Genomic DNA, 21,780 nt, shown 5'->3' on the forward strand with positions numbered 1-21,780 from the left:
TTTATAAATACGTATTTATGAAAAAATATATTGCCTTTATATTAATGAGTTTAACGCTCATTTCTTGTCAGTCTCCTGAGAAGCAAACTCGAGTAGTGGAAGATTTTAATTTTGGTTGGAAGTTTCATTATGGAGCTATAAAAGAAGCTGAGCTAGCAGGTTTTGATGATGCCGATTGGCGAGATGTAAAGTTACCGCACGATTGGAGTGTTGAACATTCTTTTACCCAAGAAAATACAGGTGGTGCAACCGCGTGGCTTCCTGGAGGCATTGGCTGGTATCGTAAATCGTTTAAAGTAAGTAAGTCATCAGAAAATAAACTCACATGGATTGAATTTGATGGTGTTTATACCAATTCTGAAGTGTGGATTAACGGACATTATTTAGGCAAACGACCATTTGGCTATGCACCTTTCAGTTACGATTTAAGTGAGTACCTAAAATATGGCGAGGTAAATGTAGTGGCTGTGAAAGCCGATAGAACTGCCTTTTTGGATAGTAGGTGGTATCCAGGTTCAGGCATTTATCGAAATGTTAAATTAGTTAGCGCAAATAAAACGCATATTCCACAATGGGGAACTTTTGTAACCACTCCCCAAGTATCAGCTAAGCAAGCATTAGTAAATATTCAGGTTACAATCAAAAATGCGGCAGAAAATACTATTGTTCGATCTAAACTAATGCACAATGGCTTGGATAAAGCTGTTACCGAGACTGTACTTAAACTAACAGTGCAGTCAGATAGTGTAATTGATCAGCGTATTAAACTAGATTCACCATTGTTGTGGGATACCGAAAATCCAAATATGTATTCTCTAGTGTCAGAAGTATATGTTAATGAAGAATTAGTTGATGAGTACTCTACTCTCTTCGGAATTAGAGAATTTAAATTTGATGCGGAAGAAGGTTTTTTCTTGAACGGAAAAAACATGCTTATAAAAGGTGTTTGTATACATCACGATGGTGGTTTAGTTGGAGCTGCTGTTCCTAAAGGAGTTTGGAAACGCAGGTTGCAAAAGTTAAAAGACGCAGGTTGTAATGCCATCAGAACCGCACACAATCCTCCATCCGAAGAGTTTTTAGATTTATGCGATGAAATGGGATTCTTAGTTCAAGATGAAGCTTTCGACGAATTTCAGAATCCAAAGGATAAGCGTAAGAACTATAATCAACAGTCAGAAGATGCCGAAACCAAAGGGTATACTGCCCATTTTGATGAATGGAGTAAACGCGATATACAGGCAATGGTACTGCGTGATAGAAACCATCCTTCTATTATTATGTGGAGTATTGGTAACGAAATTGAATGGACTTTCCCTCAGTATGGTAATGCAACTGGTTATTGGGGAAGCAATAAAGTGGGTGATGTAAACTATTATTGGGATGAACCTCCTTTTTCTATCGAAAAAATTAAGAAAACCTTTTTGGCTAAAAATGAGAAGGACGCTTGTGCACAAACAGCTCAAAACTTATCAAGTTGGGTGAAGGAACTTGATTCTTCGCGACCAGTTACGGCCAATCTAGTAATTCCATCGGTTAGTTTAATAAGTGGATATGGAGATGCTTTAGATATCATCGGTTTATCTTATCGCCAAGCAGTTTATGATTATTGCCGAAGAAACTATCCTGATAAAGTAATTTTAGGTACCGAAAATTGGGCTCGATATCATGAATGGAAGCCTGTTGTAGACAATGCTTATATGTCGGGAATATTTATGTGGACTGGGATTGACTATATGGGAGAATCGAGAAGCTGGCCAGTTAGAGGAAGTGGTAGTGGCTTGCTTAATTTTGCGGGCTTTGATAAACCTTCATACCATATGTTTAAATCTTTATGGAATACAGAACCGCACATATATATAACTACGCAAATAGAAAAAGAATCTCCATATAAATGGGATGCTCTTAAAAAGCAGGTTGTAGAAAAAGAAGAAGGATGGGCAGCTCATCAAAAATGGAGTTGGCAAAATGTAAATACTCATTGGAATTATAAGGCTGGAGAATCTATAATGGTTGAAGTTTATACCAACCAAGCGGCGGTAGAGTTATTTGTGAATAACAAATCCTACGGTATACATAAACTTGAAGATGTTACGGATCATATTTTAAAGTGGAATGTACCATATAGCGATGGGCAAATAAAAGCAGTAGTCATAGATAATAAAACAGAACAAATAATTAGTACTTCCTCAAAGGCCGTAAAAATGTCTGTTGTTTCAGATAGAAAAACTTTATTGGCAGATGCTTATGATGTAGCTCATATTGAGGTACAATTGTTAGATGAGAATGGCTCTCCGGTTAAACACCTTGAGAGTGAAGTTGAATTTGAAATTACAGGTCCTATTAAATTATTGGGGGTTGATAATGGTTCACCTCGGAGTGTGCAAAAATATCAGAATAATAAAGTGATAACTTCTGAAGGTAGATGCTTACTGATTGTACAATCGACTAATGAAACAGGTGTATCTCAAATAACGGTAAAAGGTGAAGAATTAAGAGAAACAAAAATTTCAATAGAATGTAAATAAATCATTATATTGCCCAGCACCTAAAATTGGTGTTGGGTTTTTCCTAACACTACCTATGCCATATTGCTATGAAAGAATCTACACTCGAATGCGAATATGTTTTAGACTCTGATATTTCCTTGCTCAAAAAGCTTGAAAAAGGCGATAGAGCTGTATACGAGAGTGTTTTTAATTATTATTATCCAATCCTAATTAAATTTGCCGAGGGGTACGTATTTAATAGGGCAATTTGTGAAGATATTGTACAAGATTTTTTTGTGTGGTTATGGGAAAACAGAAAGCAACTAAAAGTAAGAACTAATTTAAGGTCTTATTTCTATCAGGCTATCAAAAATCGTAGTCTCGATTATTTGAAACATCTACAGGTTACAGATAAATATAGGGTTCTATTTATACAGGCAAGTATGAATGCTCAATTAGAAGAAGAGGAGCCTGAGAACGAAGTTCTTTTTAATAAACTCTCCTTAATAATTAATCAAATGCCACCTCAAATGGCAGAAATAGTGAAGGCAAAATATTTTAGTTCCAAAAAGATTGAAGAGATTGCCTCGCAACTCGACATATCCGTTAATACTGTAAAGACCCAGCTTTCAAGGGGTAGGAAGAAGATTAAGGAGTTTATATCAACCATTCTATTATTGTTTACTTAATCCAATTTGTGTTGATTGTTAAAAAGTATAAATAAAAAATAAAATTTGTGTCATCCTTTTTTAGGTGCTTGTCGTCTTATATACAAAGACACCTAATAAATGGATAAAAATAACATAGACTATCATATACTTTGGAAAAAATTTAACGCTAGTGTTTCAAAACAAGAGCAACAGTTAATTGACGATTGGCGCAGGGTTTCACCCAAACAAGAACAATTATACAAAGATGTTGAAGCCTTTTATTCTGAAGACTCAATTAATCTTACACCTAATTTAAATCAGCAAGAAGCCTTTAAAAACATATCAAATCGGATTAATAAGCGAAGGTGGTATAGTATTTCGGCTGCAGCAAGTGTTATTTTAATTCTCGGACTATCTGTTCTTTATTTACAAAGTAAAATATTTTCAATTAATGAGCCTACTATAATAGCTCAGAATAGTTCGACACAAATTACTCACGGTGAAAAAAAGGCCGTCCTTATTTTAGAAGATGGCACTGAAGCTGTAATAACTCCCGAAACACAGTTAGAGGTTAATCAAGGAAGTTCTTCCCTTCAACTTTCAGAAAGCGGCTTATCTTATAAAGAGCAAAAAAGTAAAAGCATTAAAGAAAGCTTCAATACCCTTATGATTCCGCGTGGAGGTGAGTTTTACCTTGAGCTTTCAGACGGAACAAAAGTTTGGCTAAACTCAGAAACCAAGTTAAAATACCCAGTAGCATTTGTAAATGATCAAAGAGTTGTTGAGTTAACTGGTGAGGCATATTTTGAAGTAGCAAAAGATAAGGAACATCCATTTATTGTATTATCAGGCAACCAGAAAGTTAAGGTTTTAGGAACTCAGTTTAATGTTAATAATTACGATGGCAACCCTTCTATAAAAACAACCTTGGTTGAAGGAGCAGTAGAGGTAGTTACTAATTCAGGTGAGTCTATAAAATTAAACCCTGGATACCAATCTGTTTACGATATAAATACTAGTGAAATTGCTTCGAGTAAAGTAAATGTATCGGAATGTATTGCATGGAAGAATGGAATATTTCAATTTTCAGACGAAACATTAGTACAGATGCTAGGAACGCTTGAGCGATGGTACGATGTTTCTTTTAATTATAAAAATGATGTTTTAAAAAATATACGTTTCACAGGAAAAATGAAAAGATATGAGTCCTTAGAAGAAGTACTTGCAATTATTGCAAAAACAAACGAAGTGAGCTTTACAGTTGAAGGGTCACAGGTGTTTGTTAATTAAAACAAAAAGAAGAAGGTGTAATGCGGCAACATCACACCTTCGGAGTGTTTATAATCCAATGTATTAAATTAAAAACAGCGCAAAGCTATGAAAAAAACATCAAAGTATTTGCCTCCAAATGGAGGTACCCTAAATCTGCGTATGAAATTTATTCTTTTTTTTATTCTAGCCGCCTACATAAATGTGGATGCGAGCACCTATGCTCAGGATACACGCTTGTCGGTAAATTTAAATAACGCTAGTGTTAACGAAGTGTTAGAAGCCCTTGAGCAACAAAGTGAATTTACATTTATGTATCGTTCAAATTTGTTTGCTACAATAGATAAACAAAATGTAGATATTGAGAACGTAACAGTATATCAATATTTAGATGATTATTTGGTACCGGAAGGTTTTGAGTATGAGGTTGAGGATAAAACAGTGATTATTAGAAATGCAACAAATGCAAGTTTAGCGCAACAAGAAAATAATGTTACTGTTACCGGTATTGTTAAAGACGATACTGGTGCAACATTGCCTGGAGTAGCTATTCAAATTAAGGGTACAACAACCGGTACCATTACTGATATAGATGGAAAATACACCATATCTAATTTATCAGGTAATGAAGTTCTAGTGATTTCGTTTGTTGGTATGCAAACTCAAGAAATCCCAATTAGCGGGAAAACAATAATTGATGTTATTCTGTCGCCGGATGCAGTAGGTTTGGAAGAGGTAATCGCAGTAGGATATGGAGTTAAAAAGAAGAGTGTGGTAACAGGCTCTATCAGTAGTGTGAGCTCTGAAGATTTAGTACAAAGTAAACCCTCCAATATTAATTCCGCTCTTAATGGTAGAGCAGCAGGTGTAATTGTTTCACCAGTATCTGGTCAACCAGGAGCTTCACCTCAAGTTAATATTCGTGGAGTAGGTACCAACGGTAATTCAAATCCACTCTATATTATTGATGGATTGCCAATGAGCGATATGAATGCGGTTAATCCTAACGATATAGAGAGCATGGAGGTTCTTAAAGATGCGACTTCAGCAGCAATATATGGAGCTCGTGCCGCCAATGGAGTTATTTTAATTACAACAAAAAAAGGTAAGGCAGGCCAATCTACTTTAACTTATGATGGTTTTTATGGAGTACAGAATGCCTACCATGTGCCTGATATGATGAACTCAGATCAGTATATCAATATGGTAAAACAATTTCACGATAATGATAATCCTGATCAAATTGGAGCCTATCCTGATTGGATTCAATCACTTGATCCATCTATAAATACCAATTGGTTTGATGAAGTTACAGAGCCAGCAAAGGTTACGGAGCATAATATAACAGCAACCTTTGGAAGCGATAAGGGTAGTACCTTATTATCTATTGGTTATAGAGATCAAGATGGAATTATTGGTGGTGATAATTCTTACTTTAAAAGATATAGTGCAAGAGTTAATACAACTCATAATGTAAAAGAGTGGTTAACCGTAGGAGCAAATATGAATGTGCAGCACATTGATAAAGCTAGTATTTCAATGGGTGTGAATGGATACAATACTGCAGGCTACGCTTTTATGATGGATCCAACCACTCCTCCACATGCAGGCCCTGGAACTGCGTTTCCTGATTATCCAAATTATGATGATAGAGGATATGGGGTTACTGCTAGTAATGCAACACGTATGTGGAATCCACTTCATTTTATGGAAGTTCAAGATGGTAACCGAGAAAATAAAACGGATCGTCTTTATGGTAACACCTATCTACAAATAGAGCCCATTAAAAATTTGATTATAAAAACTGATTTTGCAGCAAATATTAGTAACAATAATAATAAGAAATATACTCCAGCTTATAATCACAGACCATCACAGGTAAATAATTTTAATGAAATTTCTCAAAACAGTAGTAGAAATACATTCTGGCAATGGGAAAATACAATTACTTATTCTCACTCTTTTGGAGATCATAACCTGAGCGGATTATTAGGAACTACAGCCTCAGAAAATACCTATGCTCAAATGGGCGGTAGTAGGCAGAAACTACCTGGTTTCGAGGCTGAGAATAATCCAAATTGGTGGTACCTTGATGCTGGAGATGTTGCAACGGCAACAAACACGGGTAAGGCTAATGCAATGCATGCTTTGGCATCTATTTTTGGTCGTGTAAGTTACGATTATAAAAATAAATATATGGCTGAAGTTGTTGTTCGTCGTGATGGTTCAACCAATTTTGGGCCTAATAACAGATATGCTGTATTTCCAGGTGTAAGTGCCGGTTGGAATATTAGTAATGAGGATTTTTGGGATTTGGCAAACTTTGATGTACTTAAAGTTCGTGCAAGTTGGGGTCAAAATGGTAATGAGGCCATCGATCCATTTTCATATACATCTATTATCAGCAATGATTATTTTTATATGTTAGGAACCAATACAACCATATTGCCAGGTTCTGCTCCTCAAAACTTGATTAATGAAAATGTTCGTTGGGAAACTAGTGAGCAATTCAATGTTGGGGTAGATATGGTTTTTTACGGCGGTAAGCTACGAGGTAATATTGATTATTACACCAAGAATACAAAAGATCTACTACTTACACCAATTATGGAAGATATTAGAGGTAATGATATTCCATATTATAATATTGGCGAGGTTAGCAATAAAGGACTTGAATTTCAGGTGACGTACAGAACTAAAATAGGAGAAGTAGACTTTGGTGTTTCTGCCAATGCATCTTATTTAAAGAATGAAGTAGTGGCAGTAGGTAATGAAAATGGTTTTATTGATGGAGGTCAATGGCGTACTAATGCTGAATATACTACAAGAATGGAAGTGGGCAAGCCAATGGGATATTTTTACGGATATAAAACTCTAGGAGTATTCCAAAATCAACAAGAAATTGACAATTATAAATATAGCGATGGTACCTTAATTCAGCCAAATGCTAAACCAGGAGACCTTATTTATAAGGATACTGATGGTGAGGGCGGCATTACTGATAATGACAGAACAGATATTGGTAATCCATGGCCTAAGTGGACCTATGGATTAAACCTTAATGCGGGATGGAAAGGGATTGATTTCTCAATGTTTATAACAGGTAAAGCTGATTTAGATGTAATGGCTTGTCATTATCGCTCCGAATTATATGGAGATGTTAACCTACCAACTTTTTATAATGATGCTTGGCAGAAAGAAGGCGATAATACCAATTTCCCTCGTTTAGCAAATGGAAATTTTCAAAAGCCGTCTGATATATTTATGTACGATGCTTCTTATCTTAAAATTGGAACCCTTGAGCTAGGGTACACATTACCAAAAGCCTGGACAGATCAAGTTAAACTATCAAATGTGCGATTTAGTGTTGCGATGGATAATGTAGCCATATTTACCAAGTATCCTTTCTTCGATCCTGAAGTTGGTGCAATGGAAGATGATGTGCTAACTACAGGACTTGATAGATCTATTTATCCACAAGCTCGAACAACTAGAGTAGGGCTAACTGTTAACTTTTAATTGTAAATAAGATGAAGAAAAAGATAATATATTTATGTTCATGCCTTGCCATTTTATTTTCGGCATGTTCAGATGAGTTTTTAACTAACTCACCAATTATGGGTAGTACAGAAGAGGGCTACTATCAAAGTGATGAGCAAATGTTTAATGCCTTAATGGCTGTTTATAATGCCATACAAATTGATAATGCTTTAGCTCATTATGTTCCTTTCGGAGAAATAAGATCTGATAATGCAAAAACAGGAGGCGGTAATGCAAATGATCAGGCTGATATGCAGCGCCTCGAAGACTTTACTAATACCGATGTTAACTATGTGTCAGCAGGTTTGTGGAGCAGATCATATACAGGTATTTATCGTGCAAATTTATTAATAAATGCAGAGTACGATAGTGAATTGGCTCGATTATATAAGGCTGAGGCAAAGGTATTACGGGCTTGGTTTCATTTTGATTTATTGCGTACTTATGGCCCATGCTTTATTAGTTTAGAAACAAATTATCCTGATAATTTCGAATTTATTAGAGATACCAGAGAGAATGTAAATAAACAAATTGAGAAAGATTTGTTAGAGGCTATCCCATTGCTCGTAACTAAACATCCGGATGAAATGGTAGGTAGATTAACTCAAGCCTCTGGCCAAGCCATATTAGCTAAAACCTATATGTATTGGGCCGATTGGGATAACGATAATAAGAGTATTTTTGATAAAGCAATACCTTTATTACAGGAGGTAATGAAAGCGCACTATACATTAAGTAATGATTATGCAAGCTTATTTGCACCACAGGCAGAAAATAATAATGAAAGTATTTTTGAGATACAACGTTCTACGCAATCAGGAAATTATCAATTAGGAAACCATTGGGTTATGTTTTGTGGTCCTCGAAATTTAGGAGATCATCCAGATGTACTTGCCGGTTGGGGATTGTGGGTTCCTCAAATGAATTTGTACGATTACTTTTTAGAAGAGGATGCTGTGAGAAGAAGTACAGCATTGCTAACCTACGATGATTTGGTTACCAAGCCTAACGAAGAAGGGCATGATGTATCATGGGAAACAGGGGCCTATAATCCTGAAGATTTTGAAGGTCTAGAGCAAGGTAAATATGTAAATTGGAATCAAAGCGTATACACTGTAGTGGGTAATTTGATACGAAACCGTCCAGGTAATGAGCGATTAATTCGCTATGGTGAAATTTATCTGTTGCTAGCAGAATGTCACTTACGAGGATCAACTCGCGATGAGGCTGAAGCAAAACGCTTAATCGATGACTTGCGTGTGGCTCACGTTGGAGGAGGTGATGCCTCAAAATGTATGAGTGTTGATGAGTTGATGACTGCCTATCCTGATCGTTTCCCAAACCCATTAGAGGTTTTGTGGTACGAAAGACGCTGCGAACTTGCCGGAGAAGGCGACCGTTGGTACGATTTAGTTAGAACAGGAAGAGCTGCTCAAGTAATGGGTGCTTTATATCCTGATGCTTGGGATGATAAAGATTATTACATACCAATTAGCCAAGTAGAAACAGGGGCATCAGGTGGTTCTTTAACTACTTATCCTGATGAACCAGTGCCAACTCCTCCTGTATATTAAAATATACGTTAACCCTAATGGAGAGGAACTCGCAGAAATGCAGTTCCTCTTTTTTTACTTTTATAGTCCTTAATATGATATATCGTAAAACGTGAACTATTCGCTGTCGGTTCATATAGATTATATCAACCGAATGTCCACTCGCCAGATATCAAATACAAAAAAAGCACATACAGAAATATTGTACGTGCTTTTTATCAATTATAAGTGGTATTATCTATTTCTATCTCTAAGTCTTTTTATAAAATTCCAATCGTTATCTTCTAAGCCGTTACCATTTGTGATTTTCCAAACACAATCCTGTAGATACGAGCATATTTCTTTGTAGTCATCTAAATCTTCATCAGTAAAATCAGAAATATCAATTCTCTTATTTTGTAAGGCAGTAATAACATCTAAAATAATTTTACAATCAGTTATACCTTTAAGGTTATAGTTTACTCTGTATGAAGTTCCTCTTCTACCTTTATTGATACAATATAAATAGATCTTGGCGGTTATTGTTTCTTGCAACTCTTCAAATATAAGTTTGATATCTTGCATTACAATACCATTTTGGCTCTCTTCATCATCAGATTCAAATACACATCCTGCAGGAAGAAAAATTTCTTTACAATTTGAATTTTTCTTTCTAAAGGTCATCTTTAAGGCCATCCAATCTCCGCCACTACCTCTGCAGTTATTTCTATATCCGAATCTAGAAGATGACTTTAATGCGCTTTCTTCAAAAGTTGTAGTAATAACAGGGTCGTCAATACCTTCAATACTAACAAGGGTTACACCTTCCGGTAAAACAAATGGTGCTGATACTTGTAACTCACCACCGGCTTCTCCCATACCTGGTATTGAACTTGGAGTTGTATTTGAGTTATCATCTTTTGCACAACCAACAATAATCAATAATGATATGCAGAATAAAAGAGATTGTTTAATCATAATTTAAAAATTTGGTAATTATTGGAAGAAAATTACGATTACCCAACAAGAAGTTCAAGTCGTAGATTAATTCGATGGATTACATTGAATAATCTTAAGATATACTTATCCCATTATTAACGAGTGGTTTAGTGTGATTGTTTAATTATAGTATGATCATTATTATTGATGAATTGCTTGAATATAACGGCAAACGCATTGAAAAGGAATTGTATAGCACAAATGACTTGTATAATGCATTTTACTATATGTATTAGCGGCTTTAAGGTTGTAAAATAAAATAATAGTTCCTGCAAGGTGTTGAAAAAGATTGATTTATAAGTTATCAATCCTGTGAGTAATTAAGTCAGCCATAATTGGATCTTGTCCGATAGGTGAAGTAAACTTAATTTTACAACCTTTAAATTGCGTCTCTAAATTAGAGATCATATTCGGCACATCATATCTAATATGAATTCCATTATTATAGACCATAGTAATGGCATCTCTCAAAGAAGGAGAGGCTATCTCCGTATGGGTACCGATTACTTCTTTATATTTATTTTTAGCTTTTACGGCATTAACAGCAAAGTTAAAATCTTCAATTGTAGCTTGTGATTTATTGCCATAGCAAATTATAATTCGAGTGAAATTTGTCGTGAGTTTTAAAGTAGAACTCTACTATAATCAATAAGTTTACCTTTGAAATAACGTTCTTAGTATATAAGGTTTGAATTTACTTTAATTAGATTCTCCTCAAGTAAGTTTACAGATTTAGAACAAATGTTATTTGTACACGATAGACAAACTTTTATTTCTGGTTTATGAGATCTAATTTTATTGGCAATATCAATAATCTTGATGGCATCCTTTTTAATGATTCTGCTTTTAACTTTTTTAACGATGCTTATTTCGGTACTAGATAATTGTTCAAGCTTAACCCTTGAGGACAGGCCGAATGTTTGTGGTGCAATATTCATAATTATTTATGATCTCCAGATTTATAATACCATGTATTGTTTTCCTTCACAAAATAGGAGTTTTCATGAATGTCCTGTATTTGGTTATTCTCGGTAAATACAGCCTTAAATTCAACCCAGCCCTCAGTATCGTTTTCGTCACCACTTTTGGTACTAATTATATTCAGGCTGATCCAATTAACAGATTTAGTCCATTTTAAAATGCTCTTGCGTTCTTTGGTAGGGCGCGTAGATTTATGATGAGAGTTCATTAAATAGTTGATGTCGGCTATTACAAAAGCGGTATATCTTGATCGCATCAAGGCTTCTGATGTATTTGCTTTAGCTGTACCGTTAATTATAGCTTGGCAGCACTCTTCGAATGCTTGGTTTGAACCACAATAACACTTTTTCATCTGGTAAAAATATATAATTTTTAGAGCATAAAAAAAGCTGCTTGATGGGAATAAGCAGCTTTAATATATGAGTGGTGAATTATACCAAAAACATCATCTAATTTATTTATCAATCATTCAATAATGCATTTGGTATTATTTACTGAATCACTTTTCCTCCTACAGGAATAATCGTTTTACCGGCAACATCATTAATAATAATTGCAGCCATCATATACCACGCAGCTAATGCACAAATGATAAGATCAATTGCAGCAAGTGTACCTAATTCAGGGAAACCAAAGTGTTCAAGGTCTAATAAAATGAATCCGATTAATAAAGTGGCAAAAGTAAAAGCCATAGCTTTACTAATTCTTAAGGATGCAATAAATAGAATTACAGTATATAAAGTCCATGCAACAAGGTAGTAACCTACATCTGTTCCACTTGATTTATAAACATCAAAGTGGTTTAATATCCATATAATACCTAGTCCAATCCAAAAAGATCCGTAACCAACAAATGCACTATAACCAAAGTTATTGCCCATTTTTTGTTCCTGAAAGCCAGCAATCATTTGTGCTAAACCACCAAATATAATACCCATAGCTAAAACAGGACCATGTCCCATTAAACCTAAATTATGAATTTGTAAAAGTAAGGTTGTTAAACCAAAGCCTGCTAAACCAACTACTGCTGGATTTCCATTTTTCATTATAAGTTTCTTTAAAATTATCAGCCGGCAAAAGTACGTTTTGCAATTAAGCTACTCAAGTGCAAAAGTGTTAAAAAGTGTTTAAAAGACAATGTTACCACGATTTAATTAATTCAGGCTTAGGCGAAAATAAATCTTCGAGTAAATTAGTGTCTCTAAAAGTAAAGTTTACAATGAAGCTTGATTTATCACGATTGTATTTAGGGTAGAATTTCAAGTCCACTTCGAATGTTGGAATTACTAAACTCTCATTTTTTATTCTGAGCGTTAACCCATGTACAGATACCACATCTATTTTTCCTTCAAGAAAATCATCATCAGAAATTAAGCCAATATCCGTAAATGGAGTTAGTGAAAAGTTAAATCCAATTACTTGGTAAGGAATATGAAAAGTAGGTCTGTATTCTAAAGAAAGATAACTTTCACCTTTAATTTCGTGATCTTTAAACCTAACAATATTATTACTGTAACGCAATAATTGATAGTACCTACTATTATGAAGGGTATTGAAATTAACAAATAAAAAGTGCCTGTAATCTGAATTTCCAATTTTTAATAATGGACTAATATAGGTGGTTCGGAGTTTCATAAATACATCTTCCGCAGCCCCATTGTTGTAAAAACTAGCAGCCTCAATATTTAAACCTAACAAACCTTTTTTCGGTCTAACCATTTGCATTGCATAATCAACACCAATATATGGCCTAGTGTAATACTGGTTCCACATATATCCACCTGTTGCTTTAATTCGGTAACCAACAGGAATATCCTCAGTAATCCCAAAACCTTGTACTTTTTGGGCTTTAAAAAAGTTAATTTTTTGAAGCATTGCAGTTGATAACGACATATTCCAATCGTGAAAAATGTAATTAGAATCCGCTGAAACAAAAGGGCGATCACTATAATTTTGTTGAAAGTAACGGGTTGAAATACTTAAATTCGGGTTGTTTCCGGTTGAAGAAAATAAAAACGTTTTACCAAGCCATGCATCATAAACTTTGCTTTTATACGGAGTGTGATAAACTGAATCAATTCCATCGTACTCATGTTTCAATGTTTCTTTTTTATCTATATAGGAGATGGCACCACCCAATTCCATATCAGTAGTTATAAAAGGCCGCTCAACTAGCAATTCCAAATTATCTTTTTCGTAATTATAAATTCTAGAAAGTCCAGCATCAATAAAAGTACCACTAATATTGCGTGCCAAATACTTGTAACTGTAACCCAAATCTGGACTCTCATTAATCTTGTGATGTGCACCAAGTTCAATGTAATGGCCTAAACCCATAAAGTTTCTCATGTTAGGAGAAATAGAGAATTCATCTGTTCCATTAGTTTTTATCGAGATATCGTATGGGAGTATGTCTTTTGTGATAACCTCAATATCAACACTATCAGATAGTAGGTTATTCTGGTGAATTACAATTCTGGCATCCTCAATATAATTTAGTTGACGCAGAAGCCTTTCGTTCTCTGCCATTTGCCAAGGATTTATTTTATCATTCTCGTCAAAACGCAGATTATTACGTATAACATTGTTTTTTGTTGCTATGTGATTTTTCTTTAATTCCTGTCCAATTCTTGATAATGAATATCTGGCCGTATCTGTAATAGTTCCGTTAAACATTTCAACTTGCTTAAACGAAATATTTCTAATTACTTTTCCTTTAAATTGCTCAAAGTAATGCTGAGAAGCCGTGTATTCTTTTTCTTTGGAATCGTTTTTATAGGCACCTCTCCAAAGCTTATGATATTGATCTATCCGTTCTTCAATCTGCTTTTTTTTCTTTGGGCGCTTCTCATAATACACATTACTTCTGAGTAAGAAATTACGTTGTAGTTTATAGCGTTGATTCTGTGGTAAAATAACAATGGAATCACTAACGCCAAAATAGATAGTATCTGCACAAATCATCATCTGATTGTATGCTACCCTGATGGTATCCTTATTCTGAGCTTTAGCATGGGTGCCAAAAAGAACATAAATACAGGTTAATATAAATAAGAGATTTATTCTCAAAATAAGGTTTGCTTTTTTATCAAAGAAACAAAAATACCTAATTCTCTTATAAGTACATCCGTAAATTTCTTAAATATATTAAATCAGTGTAATTCTATATGAAGTTGTTTAAAGTTGTCTGGAAATTTAGAGAGTGACATATTGGTTTTCATTAACAAGGCTCAATTTTTTTTGCATAGCCATAGCTACGGAATAAAAATTAGCTGAAGTCAATGAAATCAAGATGTTACTCGCAGTTTTTCAGCACGACTTTAAACAACTTCTATAATAAGCTAAAGTTCAACTTTCTTTCGGTTAAAAAAAATGAGTAACAGAGAAGTGTTGAGTAATTAGAAATTAAATTTTCAGCTTCTGTAATAAATATTAATCTTTATATTTAGACTAGGATTTTTTTTGTTGTGTAGTTCTCATACTTATTTATGGAGCTACAGAGAATTCTTTCCCAATTTCTTAAAGATCGTCATTCATTTATTATTTAATGAAATAAGCATGTACACAAGTTTTGCAATTATATCAGTTATTGTATTATTATACAGTTTACTTGCCGGAAAAATAGAGAAAGCCCCAATTAGCGGACCTATGGTGTTTCTTTCTCTTGGTATGATTTTGGGCCCCTTAATATTTCATGTTTTAAATATTCATATCGGATTAGAGCAGTATAAGGTTTTGGCTGAATTTTCGTTAGCGTTGGTTTTATTTACAGATGCAGCTAAATCAAACCTCATAATTTTAAATAGAAACAGACGAATTCCTTATCACCTGCTACTAATAGGTCTTCCTTTAACAATACTGTTCGGATGGCTAATTGGCATACTCATATTCCCCGATTTCTCTTTTGTCGAACTCGCAATTTTAGCAACAATTTTGGCCCCTACCGATGCTGCTCTTGGCGAGCCGGTGGTTAGCAATAAACAAGTACCCACAAAAATACGTGAGGGAATTAATGTTGAAAGTGGCTTAAACGATGGTATTTGTGTGCCAATTTTACTGCTATTAATTACCATGCATTCAATTCAAGCAAATGAACATATTACAATAACGTATGGCATAGGTGTATTTATTAAGCAAATAGGTTTGGGATTCTTAGTGGGAGCAGGGGTCGTTTTTCTGGCTGAGACTTTGATGAAACACGGGTTTAATAAAAAGTGGATTGAAGATAGTTGGAAGCCAACCATTATAATAATGATTGCTATAACCTGTTTTACTCTTAGTCAAGCCATTGGCGGAAGTGGTTTTATAGCAGCCTTCGTTGGAGGTTTGTTTTTCGATCATCGCTATAAAGATAACAAACTCGAATTGTTGGTAGGAGCGCACGGATTAGGAAAAATAATGACGGCTATTGTGTGGGTGGTTTTCGGAAGTTTAATAACAGTTCATATCATTCATCATATTACTTGGGATATACTGTTGTATGCATTGGCCAGCCTAACAATTATCCGAATAATTCCTGTATTAATGTGCTTGTTATCTAATTGTTTAACCAAATACCAGAAGTTTTTCATCGCATGGTTTGGTCCGCGTGGTTTGGCAAGTATTGTATTTGCAGCTTTAGTCTTAGAAGAAAAATTACCTCACGGAGATACCATTGTATTAACCGCATTTTCTACAATCCTGCTAAGTGTTTTCGCTCACGGAATTTCAGCAGGGCCAATGGCAGCCGTATTTAAACAAAAAGAATAGTTTTTTCAGGAGCTTCCCTTTCAGGTCGGGCTTTTCACTATATCTTTGCTTCGCCATAATGGGCTCACAAAGGATGCCGTTTCAATCCCTAAGCCAACATTCAATCCTAGAAATATTTGTAATACTAATAATTACACAATAAATATCAAACCATATTTTAATGTAATTTGAAACAAAAAGCTACATCTATTCTTATCTTTAATAAATCAGCGTACTAACGAATTTCAATCGTATTTTTGTTAGTCTAGTGCTGATTGGCTAAAACTTACATTATTCAGAAATGAAATTAGATAACGCATCTATTATATTATTTGATGGAAACTGTGGTTTTTGTTCCAAAAGTGTTCTCTTTATTATCAAGCACGATAAAAAGGGTATATTCAAATTTGCGTCACTTCAATCAGAGTTCGGCAAATTAATGCTCGATAAATTTAGTTTAGAGAAAAATACAGAATCAGTAGTTTTAATTAAAAATGGAGCGGCCTTTCAAAAATCAGCAGCTGCTCTTAAGGTGGCTAAAGAATTTACATGGCCATTAAAATTACTTTATACGTTTATAATCATTCCCCCTTTTATTCGCGACTTTATTTACGATATAATTGCAAAAAATAGACATTACATTTTGCCTAAAAAGCAAGTTTGTGATCTTCATAACACAAAGTATTCTAGTAGGTTTATAAATGTGTAAACGCAAGGGTGAAAAAGTTTGATAGTTAATCAATATCTCGTTAAATTTAGTCTGTCAAAAATAAAAGTACTTTTTGTAGTCACTGAATGGATTTTTTTTCATATTTTCGCGCAATTTTTTTACTGAAAGACTATGGCTAATATCATTAACGAAGTATCAAGGACCTTTAATGAGTACCTTATTATTCCAGGATTAACAACTAAGCAGCATACGCCTGATAATGTTAGTTTGCAAACTCCACTGGTAAAGTTTAAAAGAGGAGAAAAATCGAAAATTACTTTAAATGTACCTTTCGTATCTTCAATTATGCAATCAGTTTCTGATAGCGGAATGGCCATTGCACTTGCTAAGCAAGGTGGCTTATCATTCATTTTTGGTTCTCAGTCAGTTGAAGACCAAGCAAGAATGGTTCGTGAGGTAAAAAACTATAAAGCAGGTTTTGTTGAAAGTAGAGCAAATATTACTCCTGATTCAACTTTAGGAGATATAATTGCCCTAAAGCAAAAAACAGGTTTTTCTAATATTGGGGTAACATCTGATGGAACTGCAAACGGGAAATTCTTAGGCGTTGTAACAGGTAGAGATTACAGACCAACAAAAGATAGCCACGATAAAAAAGTAAGCGAGTTTATGACGCCTGTAGAGAAAATCATTACAGGTAAAGACGGTATTTCTTTATCAGAAGCTAATGATATAATTTGGGATCATAAATTAAATACACTTCCAATTGTTGATGACGAAGGCAATCTGAAATATTTTGTTTTCCGTAAAGATTACGATAATCACAAACAATATAGCAACGAACTACTAGATGAAAATAAACGTTTAGTTGTTGGTGCAGGAATTAACTCTCGTGATCATGAAGAAAGAGTTCCTGCCTTAGTTGAAGCAGGGGTTGATGTACTTTGTATCGATTCTTCTGATGGATTCTCAGAGTGGCAAAAAGTAACCATTGAGCAAATTAAAACAAAGCATGGCGAAGACGTACTTGTTGGAGCTGGTAATGTTGTTGACAGAGAAGGCTTTTTATACCTTGCCGAAGCTGGTGCTGATTTTGTTAAAGTTGGTGTTGGTGGTGGTTCTATTTGTATCACACGCGAAACCAAGGGTATTGGTCGTGGCCAAGCAACGGCATTAATTGAAGTAGCTAATGCTCGTGATGATTATTATGCTCGCACTGGAATTTACATTCCAATTTGTTCTGATGGTGGTATTGTACAAGATTACCATATGACTTTAGCACTTGCTATGGGTGCCGACTTTTTAATGATGGGTCGTTATTTTGCACGTTTCGACGAAAGTCCTACTCGTAAATTAGTTGTAGGTGGTAGTTATGTGAAAGAATATTGGGGCGAAGGTTCTAATAGAGCACGTAACTGGCAACGTTACGATATGGGAGGAAGCAGCAATCTTAAATTTGAAGAAGGTGTGGATAGTTATGTACCATATGCCGGTAAGCTAAAAGATAATTTAGAAATTACATTGGGTAAAGTTAAATCTACTATGTGTAGTGCAGGTGTAATTAATCTTCAAGAACTTCAAACCAATGGTAAATTAACAATGGTTTCATCAACAAGTATTATTGAAGGTGGAGCCCACGATGTTATCGTAAAAGATTCTAACGGAAACTAAATAGATTTCTATAAAATATTATTCTCCTCGTGGCCGAAAAATGCTACGAGGTTTTTTATTTTATATAAATATTGGAGTCGTATATTTGCCTGATTCACAGGGCTTATTTTAGGTCTTTATAAATGAGCAAAATGGTTGTTTATGTTATAAAATCATTAGCTATTATAAAGAATAGAAAAGTAAGTGGGTGATGTCGGTAAAATTTGTACATTTGTTTTGCTTTTCGGTAAAATGAATGAGCAACTAGCAAGAAAATATTGAAAAAAATTAAAATCATAAAGTATATAAAATGATTATAGAAGCTAAAACTCGTGGGTTTATTTGCTTAACAGCGCACCCAAAAGGATGTGAGCAAAATGTGATCAATCAAATTAATTACGTTAAATCAAAAGGTGAAATAGCCGGACCAAAAAAAGTATTGGTTATTGGTTCATCAACAGGATTTGGTTTAGCATCAAGAATAAGTAGTGCCTACGGATGTGGCGCTTCAACAATAGGAGTTTATTTTGAAAAAGATCCTAAACCAGGAAAACCTGCAAGTGCTGGATGGTATAACACTGCTGCATTTGAAAAAATTGCACAGGCAGATGGTTTATATGCAAAAAGTATAAACGGCGATGCTTTTTCAAAAGAGGTGAAGCAACAAACGATCGACTTAATCAAAGAAGATTTTGGAAAAGTTGATATGGTAGTTTACAGTTTAGCTTCTCCTTTACGTGTTCATCCTGAAACTGGTGTTAAGCACCGTTCAGTATTAAAACCTATAGGAAAGCCTTACACAAATAAAACGGTAGATTTCCATACAGGAGAAGTATCTGAAATTACAATTGAGCCATGTTCAGGTCAAGAGGATATTGACAATACAGTTGCTGTAATGGGTGGCGAAGATTGGGAAATGTGGATTGATGCTCTTAAAGAAGCTGACGTTTTAGAAGAAGGTTTCCTAACAATGGCTTATTCTTACATTGGCCCTGATGTTACAACTCCAATTTACACAAACGGTACTATTGGCCAGGCTAAAAAACACTTGGCAGAAACTGCTAAAGTATTATCTACTAAATTAGAAGGGATTAAAGGTAATGCTTACGTTTCGGTAAATAAAGCACTTGTAACACAAGCTAGTTCTGCAATTCCAGTAATTCCATTATATGTTTCCTTATTATTTAAGGTGATGAAAGAAAAAGGAATTCACGAAGGTTGTATTGAGCAAATACAGCGTTTATACGCTGATAAGATGTTCAAAAATGGCATTGATGTTGATGAGGAAGGTTTTATTCGTGTTGACGATTGGGAAATGCGAGAAGATGTTCAGGAGATTGTTAGCGACCTTTGGGCTAAAGTAGATACTGAATCATTAAAAGAATTAGGTGATTTAAGTATGTACAGCGACGATTTCTATAACCTATTTGGGTTTAAAGTAGAAGGCGTAGAATATGGTACTGATATTGATGAAATGGTTCAAATACCAGGATTACAATAGTAGTACTATACTCCAATAATATATTAAGGGTAGAGATGATTCATTCATTTTCTACCCTTTTTTTGTATGCTCTTGTTTCGTATTAGGGCTTTAGCTTATATTTGCCGCATTGTGAGTAAACAGACTGAAATAGCACCATGGAAGCATAAAGAAGGCTTCGAAACTTTGTTCAATGATCATTATGAATCATTGGTGGCTTACGCCTGCTCGTTTGTTGAGGAGTATGATGCAGCGGAGGAATTGGTACAAGAGGTGTATTTTAAATTGTGGACGCAACGTGATAAAGTAAATATTAAAAGTACGGTACGTGGTTATTTGTACAGTATGGTTCGTAATGCATCATTAAACTTAATTAAGCATTTGAAAATTACAGAGGAATATAAAAACGACAATAAGCTTAGTATTGAGCAATTTGAACAACAGGTTTCTGATGCTGCTGAACTGAGTGACTTACAAAAAAAGATAAAGCGTAGCATAAATGCTTTACCGCTGCAGCGGAAAAAGATTTTTTTAATGAGTAGGTACGATGGCTTAAAATATCAGCAAATTGCCGATGAGTTAGGCATTTCTATTCGCACTGTTGAGAAACAAATGAGCGCAGCTCTTAAGTTTATGCGCACCGAGTTGGGAGAGTTTTTAATGTTAGCTGTGTTCTTTTTTAATGGAAATTAAATTAGAGGGTAGGGTAAAAGTAATTTGAGTTGTCGTGTTAATGAGAGATACTAATTAATAGTTTTTGGAAGAACAAAATACACATATTGACGAAGCAAAATTAGTGGCTTTTTTAGAGGGCCATATTACTGCGGAAAGCCGTAAGGAGGTATTACTATGGCTTGGCGCGAGTGAGAAAAATCGCTCTTATTTTGAAACCGTAGAGCGTCTTTGGCTCGAGTTAGGTAAGATGCCAGATATTCAAGCTAAAGTTGATAAGCAAAAAGCCTGGAGTAAATTAGAGCAACGAATTAACAGGTTTGAAGATAAGGAAGCCAAGCATAAGAAAAGAAAACTAAGCTGGTTTGTGGCTGCGGCTGCGGCATCCATAGCATTAATTATATCACTCTACCTCAAGCCTACTGTCTCTCATTCAGAGATGGAAATATATAACTTCGCTAATGCGGATGCTAATAGCTCAATTAATGATACGCTTCCTGATGGTTCATTTGTAACTTTAAATATAGATGCTTCTATTCGATATGCGCTTAATAAAAATGCCAACCAAAGAGAAATCAGTTTAAAAGGGGAAGCCTTTTTTGACGTAAAACATGATGCAGAACGTCCTTTTATTGTGGATGTACCACTCGGGAGCATAAAAGTCTTAGGTACCGAATTTAATGTGGATGCCACGGATACAACATTTATAAAAGTGGCATTATTAAAAGGGTCGGTGTCTTTAAATTACCAGCGTAATAATAGTTCAGATATAAATATCCTGTTAAAACCTAATGAAGAGGGGATTTTTGATGCCACGCGTGATACTTTATTCAAACGAAGCATGGCGCCGCTCAGTACTTATTGGTTAAATAAACAGATCCATTTTAATGGAACTGAACTTAATGTAGTATTACAAAAGCTTGAAGAAGCTTACGCTGTTGATATTGATTGGAATATTGCTGAATTTGAGGATATCTTATTTACCTCTTCGTTTAATGATCAAACAATTGATGAGGTACTGCAAGTTATTGCCAGTACTTATAATTTAGAATTGCGTACTGTTGCGGATGATCATTTTGTGCTTTCAATAAGAGACAAGGAATAGATGTTTAGTTTCAAA

General features: G+C 34.7%; 17 protein-coding genes. 11 read left to right on the forward strand and 6 right to left on the reverse strand.

Annotated elements, in window-relative coordinates:
* The first annotated feature begins 17 nt into the window (after positions 1-17).
* The 5 genes from A8B35_RS11170 (at position 18) to A8B35_RS11190 (ending at position 9,522) form a co-directional block, all read left to right on the forward strand.
* Positions 18-2,528 (forward strand): glycoside hydrolase family 2 TIM barrel-domain containing protein, encoded by a 2,511-nt coding sequence (locus A8B35_RS11170; RefSeq protein WP_068472913.1) that lies wholly within the window; start codon positions 18-20, stop codon positions 2,526-2,528.
* A 68-nt stretch (positions 2,529-2,596) separates the two neighbouring features.
* Positions 2,597-3,178: an RNA polymerase sigma-70 factor gene (locus A8B35_RS11175; RefSeq protein WP_068472916.1), complete on the forward strand. Its 582-nt coding sequence runs from the start codon at positions 2,597-2,599 to the stop codon at positions 3,176-3,178.
* Positions 3,179-3,277: 99 nt separating this feature from the next.
* Entirely contained in the window at positions 3,278-4,429 is a 1,152-nt protein-coding gene (locus A8B35_RS11180) for a FecR family protein (protein WP_068472918.1), read from the forward strand.
* Positions 4,430-4,516: 87 nt separating this feature from the next.
* Positions 4,517-7,927 carry a SusC/RagA family TonB-linked outer membrane protein gene (locus A8B35_RS11185; protein ID WP_068472920.1) on the forward strand — a complete coding sequence of 1,137 codons (3,411 nt, stop codon included), beginning with the start codon at positions 4,517-4,519 and terminating at the stop codon, positions 7,925-7,927.
* An 11-nt stretch (positions 7,928-7,938) separates the two neighbouring features.
* The gene (locus tag A8B35_RS11190; protein WP_068472922.1) at positions 7,939-9,522 is read left to right on the forward strand and encodes a RagB/SusD family nutrient uptake outer membrane protein; all 1,584 of its coding nucleotides are present in this window, start codon (positions 7,939-7,941) and stop codon (positions 9,520-9,522) included.
* A gap of 213 nt (positions 9,523-9,735) precedes the next feature.
* Here the strand turns inward: A8B35_RS11190 and A8B35_RS11195 are convergent, their stop codons facing one another.
* From A8B35_RS11195 to A8B35_RS11220, 6 genes are all read right to left on the reverse strand, one after another.
* Positions 9,736-10,458 carry a hypothetical protein gene (locus tag A8B35_RS11195; RefSeq protein ID WP_068472924.1) on the reverse strand — a complete coding sequence of 241 codons (723 nt, stop codon included), beginning with the start codon at positions 10,456-10,458 and terminating at the stop codon, positions 9,736-9,738.
* Positions 10,459-10,773: 315 nt separating this feature from the next.
* The gene (locus A8B35_RS23885) at positions 10,774-10,932 is read right to left on the reverse strand and encodes a sirohydrochlorin chelatase (RefSeq protein ID WP_139314869.1); all 159 of its coding nucleotides are present in this window, start codon (positions 10,930-10,932) and stop codon (positions 10,774-10,776) included.
* A 221-nt stretch (positions 10,933-11,153) separates the two neighbouring features.
* On the reverse strand, positions 11,154-11,417 hold the full coding sequence (locus tag A8B35_RS11205) for a hypothetical protein (protein WP_068472926.1): 264 nt from the start codon (positions 11,415-11,417) through the stop codon (positions 11,154-11,156).
* 2 nt (positions 11,418-11,419) lie between these two features.
* Positions 11,420-11,812, reverse strand: coding sequence for a YchJ family protein (locus tag A8B35_RS11210; RefSeq protein ID WP_068472927.1), 393 nt, complete (start codon positions 11,810-11,812; stop codon positions 11,420-11,422).
* Positions 11,813-11,951: 139 nt separating this feature from the next.
* Positions 11,952-12,506 (reverse strand): acetate uptake transporter, encoded by a 555-nt coding sequence (locus tag A8B35_RS11215; RefSeq protein WP_068472929.1) that lies wholly within the window; start codon positions 12,504-12,506, stop codon positions 11,952-11,954.
* 94 nt (positions 12,507-12,600) lie between these two features.
* Positions 12,601-14,529, reverse strand: coding sequence for a hypothetical protein (locus tag A8B35_RS11220; RefSeq protein ID WP_068472932.1), 1,929 nt, complete (start codon positions 14,527-14,529; stop codon positions 12,601-12,603).
* Between the two features lie 489 nt (positions 14,530-15,018).
* On the opposite strand from A8B35_RS11220, the gene A8B35_RS11225 reads away from it, so the two are divergent.
* The 6 genes from A8B35_RS11225 (at position 15,019) to A8B35_RS11250 (ending at position 21,765) form a co-directional block, all read left to right on the forward strand.
* On the forward strand, positions 15,019-16,209 hold the full coding sequence (locus A8B35_RS11225; protein ID WP_068472935.1) for a cation:proton antiporter: 1,191 nt from the start codon (positions 15,019-15,021) through the stop codon (positions 16,207-16,209).
* A 280-nt stretch (positions 16,210-16,489) separates the two neighbouring features.
* The gene (locus tag A8B35_RS11230; protein WP_068472938.1) at positions 16,490-16,897 is read left to right on the forward strand and encodes a thiol-disulfide oxidoreductase DCC family protein; all 408 of its coding nucleotides are present in this window, start codon (positions 16,490-16,492) and stop codon (positions 16,895-16,897) included.
* A 132-nt stretch (positions 16,898-17,029) separates the two neighbouring features.
* Positions 17,030-18,529 (forward strand): IMP dehydrogenase, encoded by a 1,500-nt coding sequence (locus tag A8B35_RS11235; protein WP_068472941.1) that lies wholly within the window; start codon positions 17,030-17,032, stop codon positions 18,527-18,529.
* A 289-nt stretch (positions 18,530-18,818) separates the two neighbouring features.
* The gene (gene fabV / locus A8B35_RS11240) at positions 18,819-20,009 is read left to right on the forward strand and encodes an enoyl-ACP reductase FabV (protein ID WP_068472944.1); all 1,191 of its coding nucleotides are present in this window, start codon (positions 18,819-18,821) and stop codon (positions 20,007-20,009) included.
* Positions 20,010-20,120: 111 nt separating this feature from the next.
* A complete protein-coding gene (locus tag A8B35_RS11245; protein ID WP_171973193.1) occupies positions 20,121-20,681 on the forward strand; it encodes an RNA polymerase sigma-70 factor in 561 nt (186 codons plus the stop codon).
* A 64-nt stretch (positions 20,682-20,745) separates the two neighbouring features.
* On the forward strand, positions 20,746-21,765 hold the full coding sequence (locus A8B35_RS11250; protein ID WP_068472947.1) for a FecR family protein: 1,020 nt from the start codon (positions 20,746-20,748) through the stop codon (positions 21,763-21,765).
* Positions 21,766-21,780 lie beyond the last annotated feature (15 nt).

This window comes from Saccharicrinis aurantiacus (assembly GCF_001660705.2).
GTDB lineage: Bacteria > Bacteroidota > Bacteroidia > Bacteroidales > Marinilabiliaceae > Saccharicrinis > Saccharicrinis aurantiacus.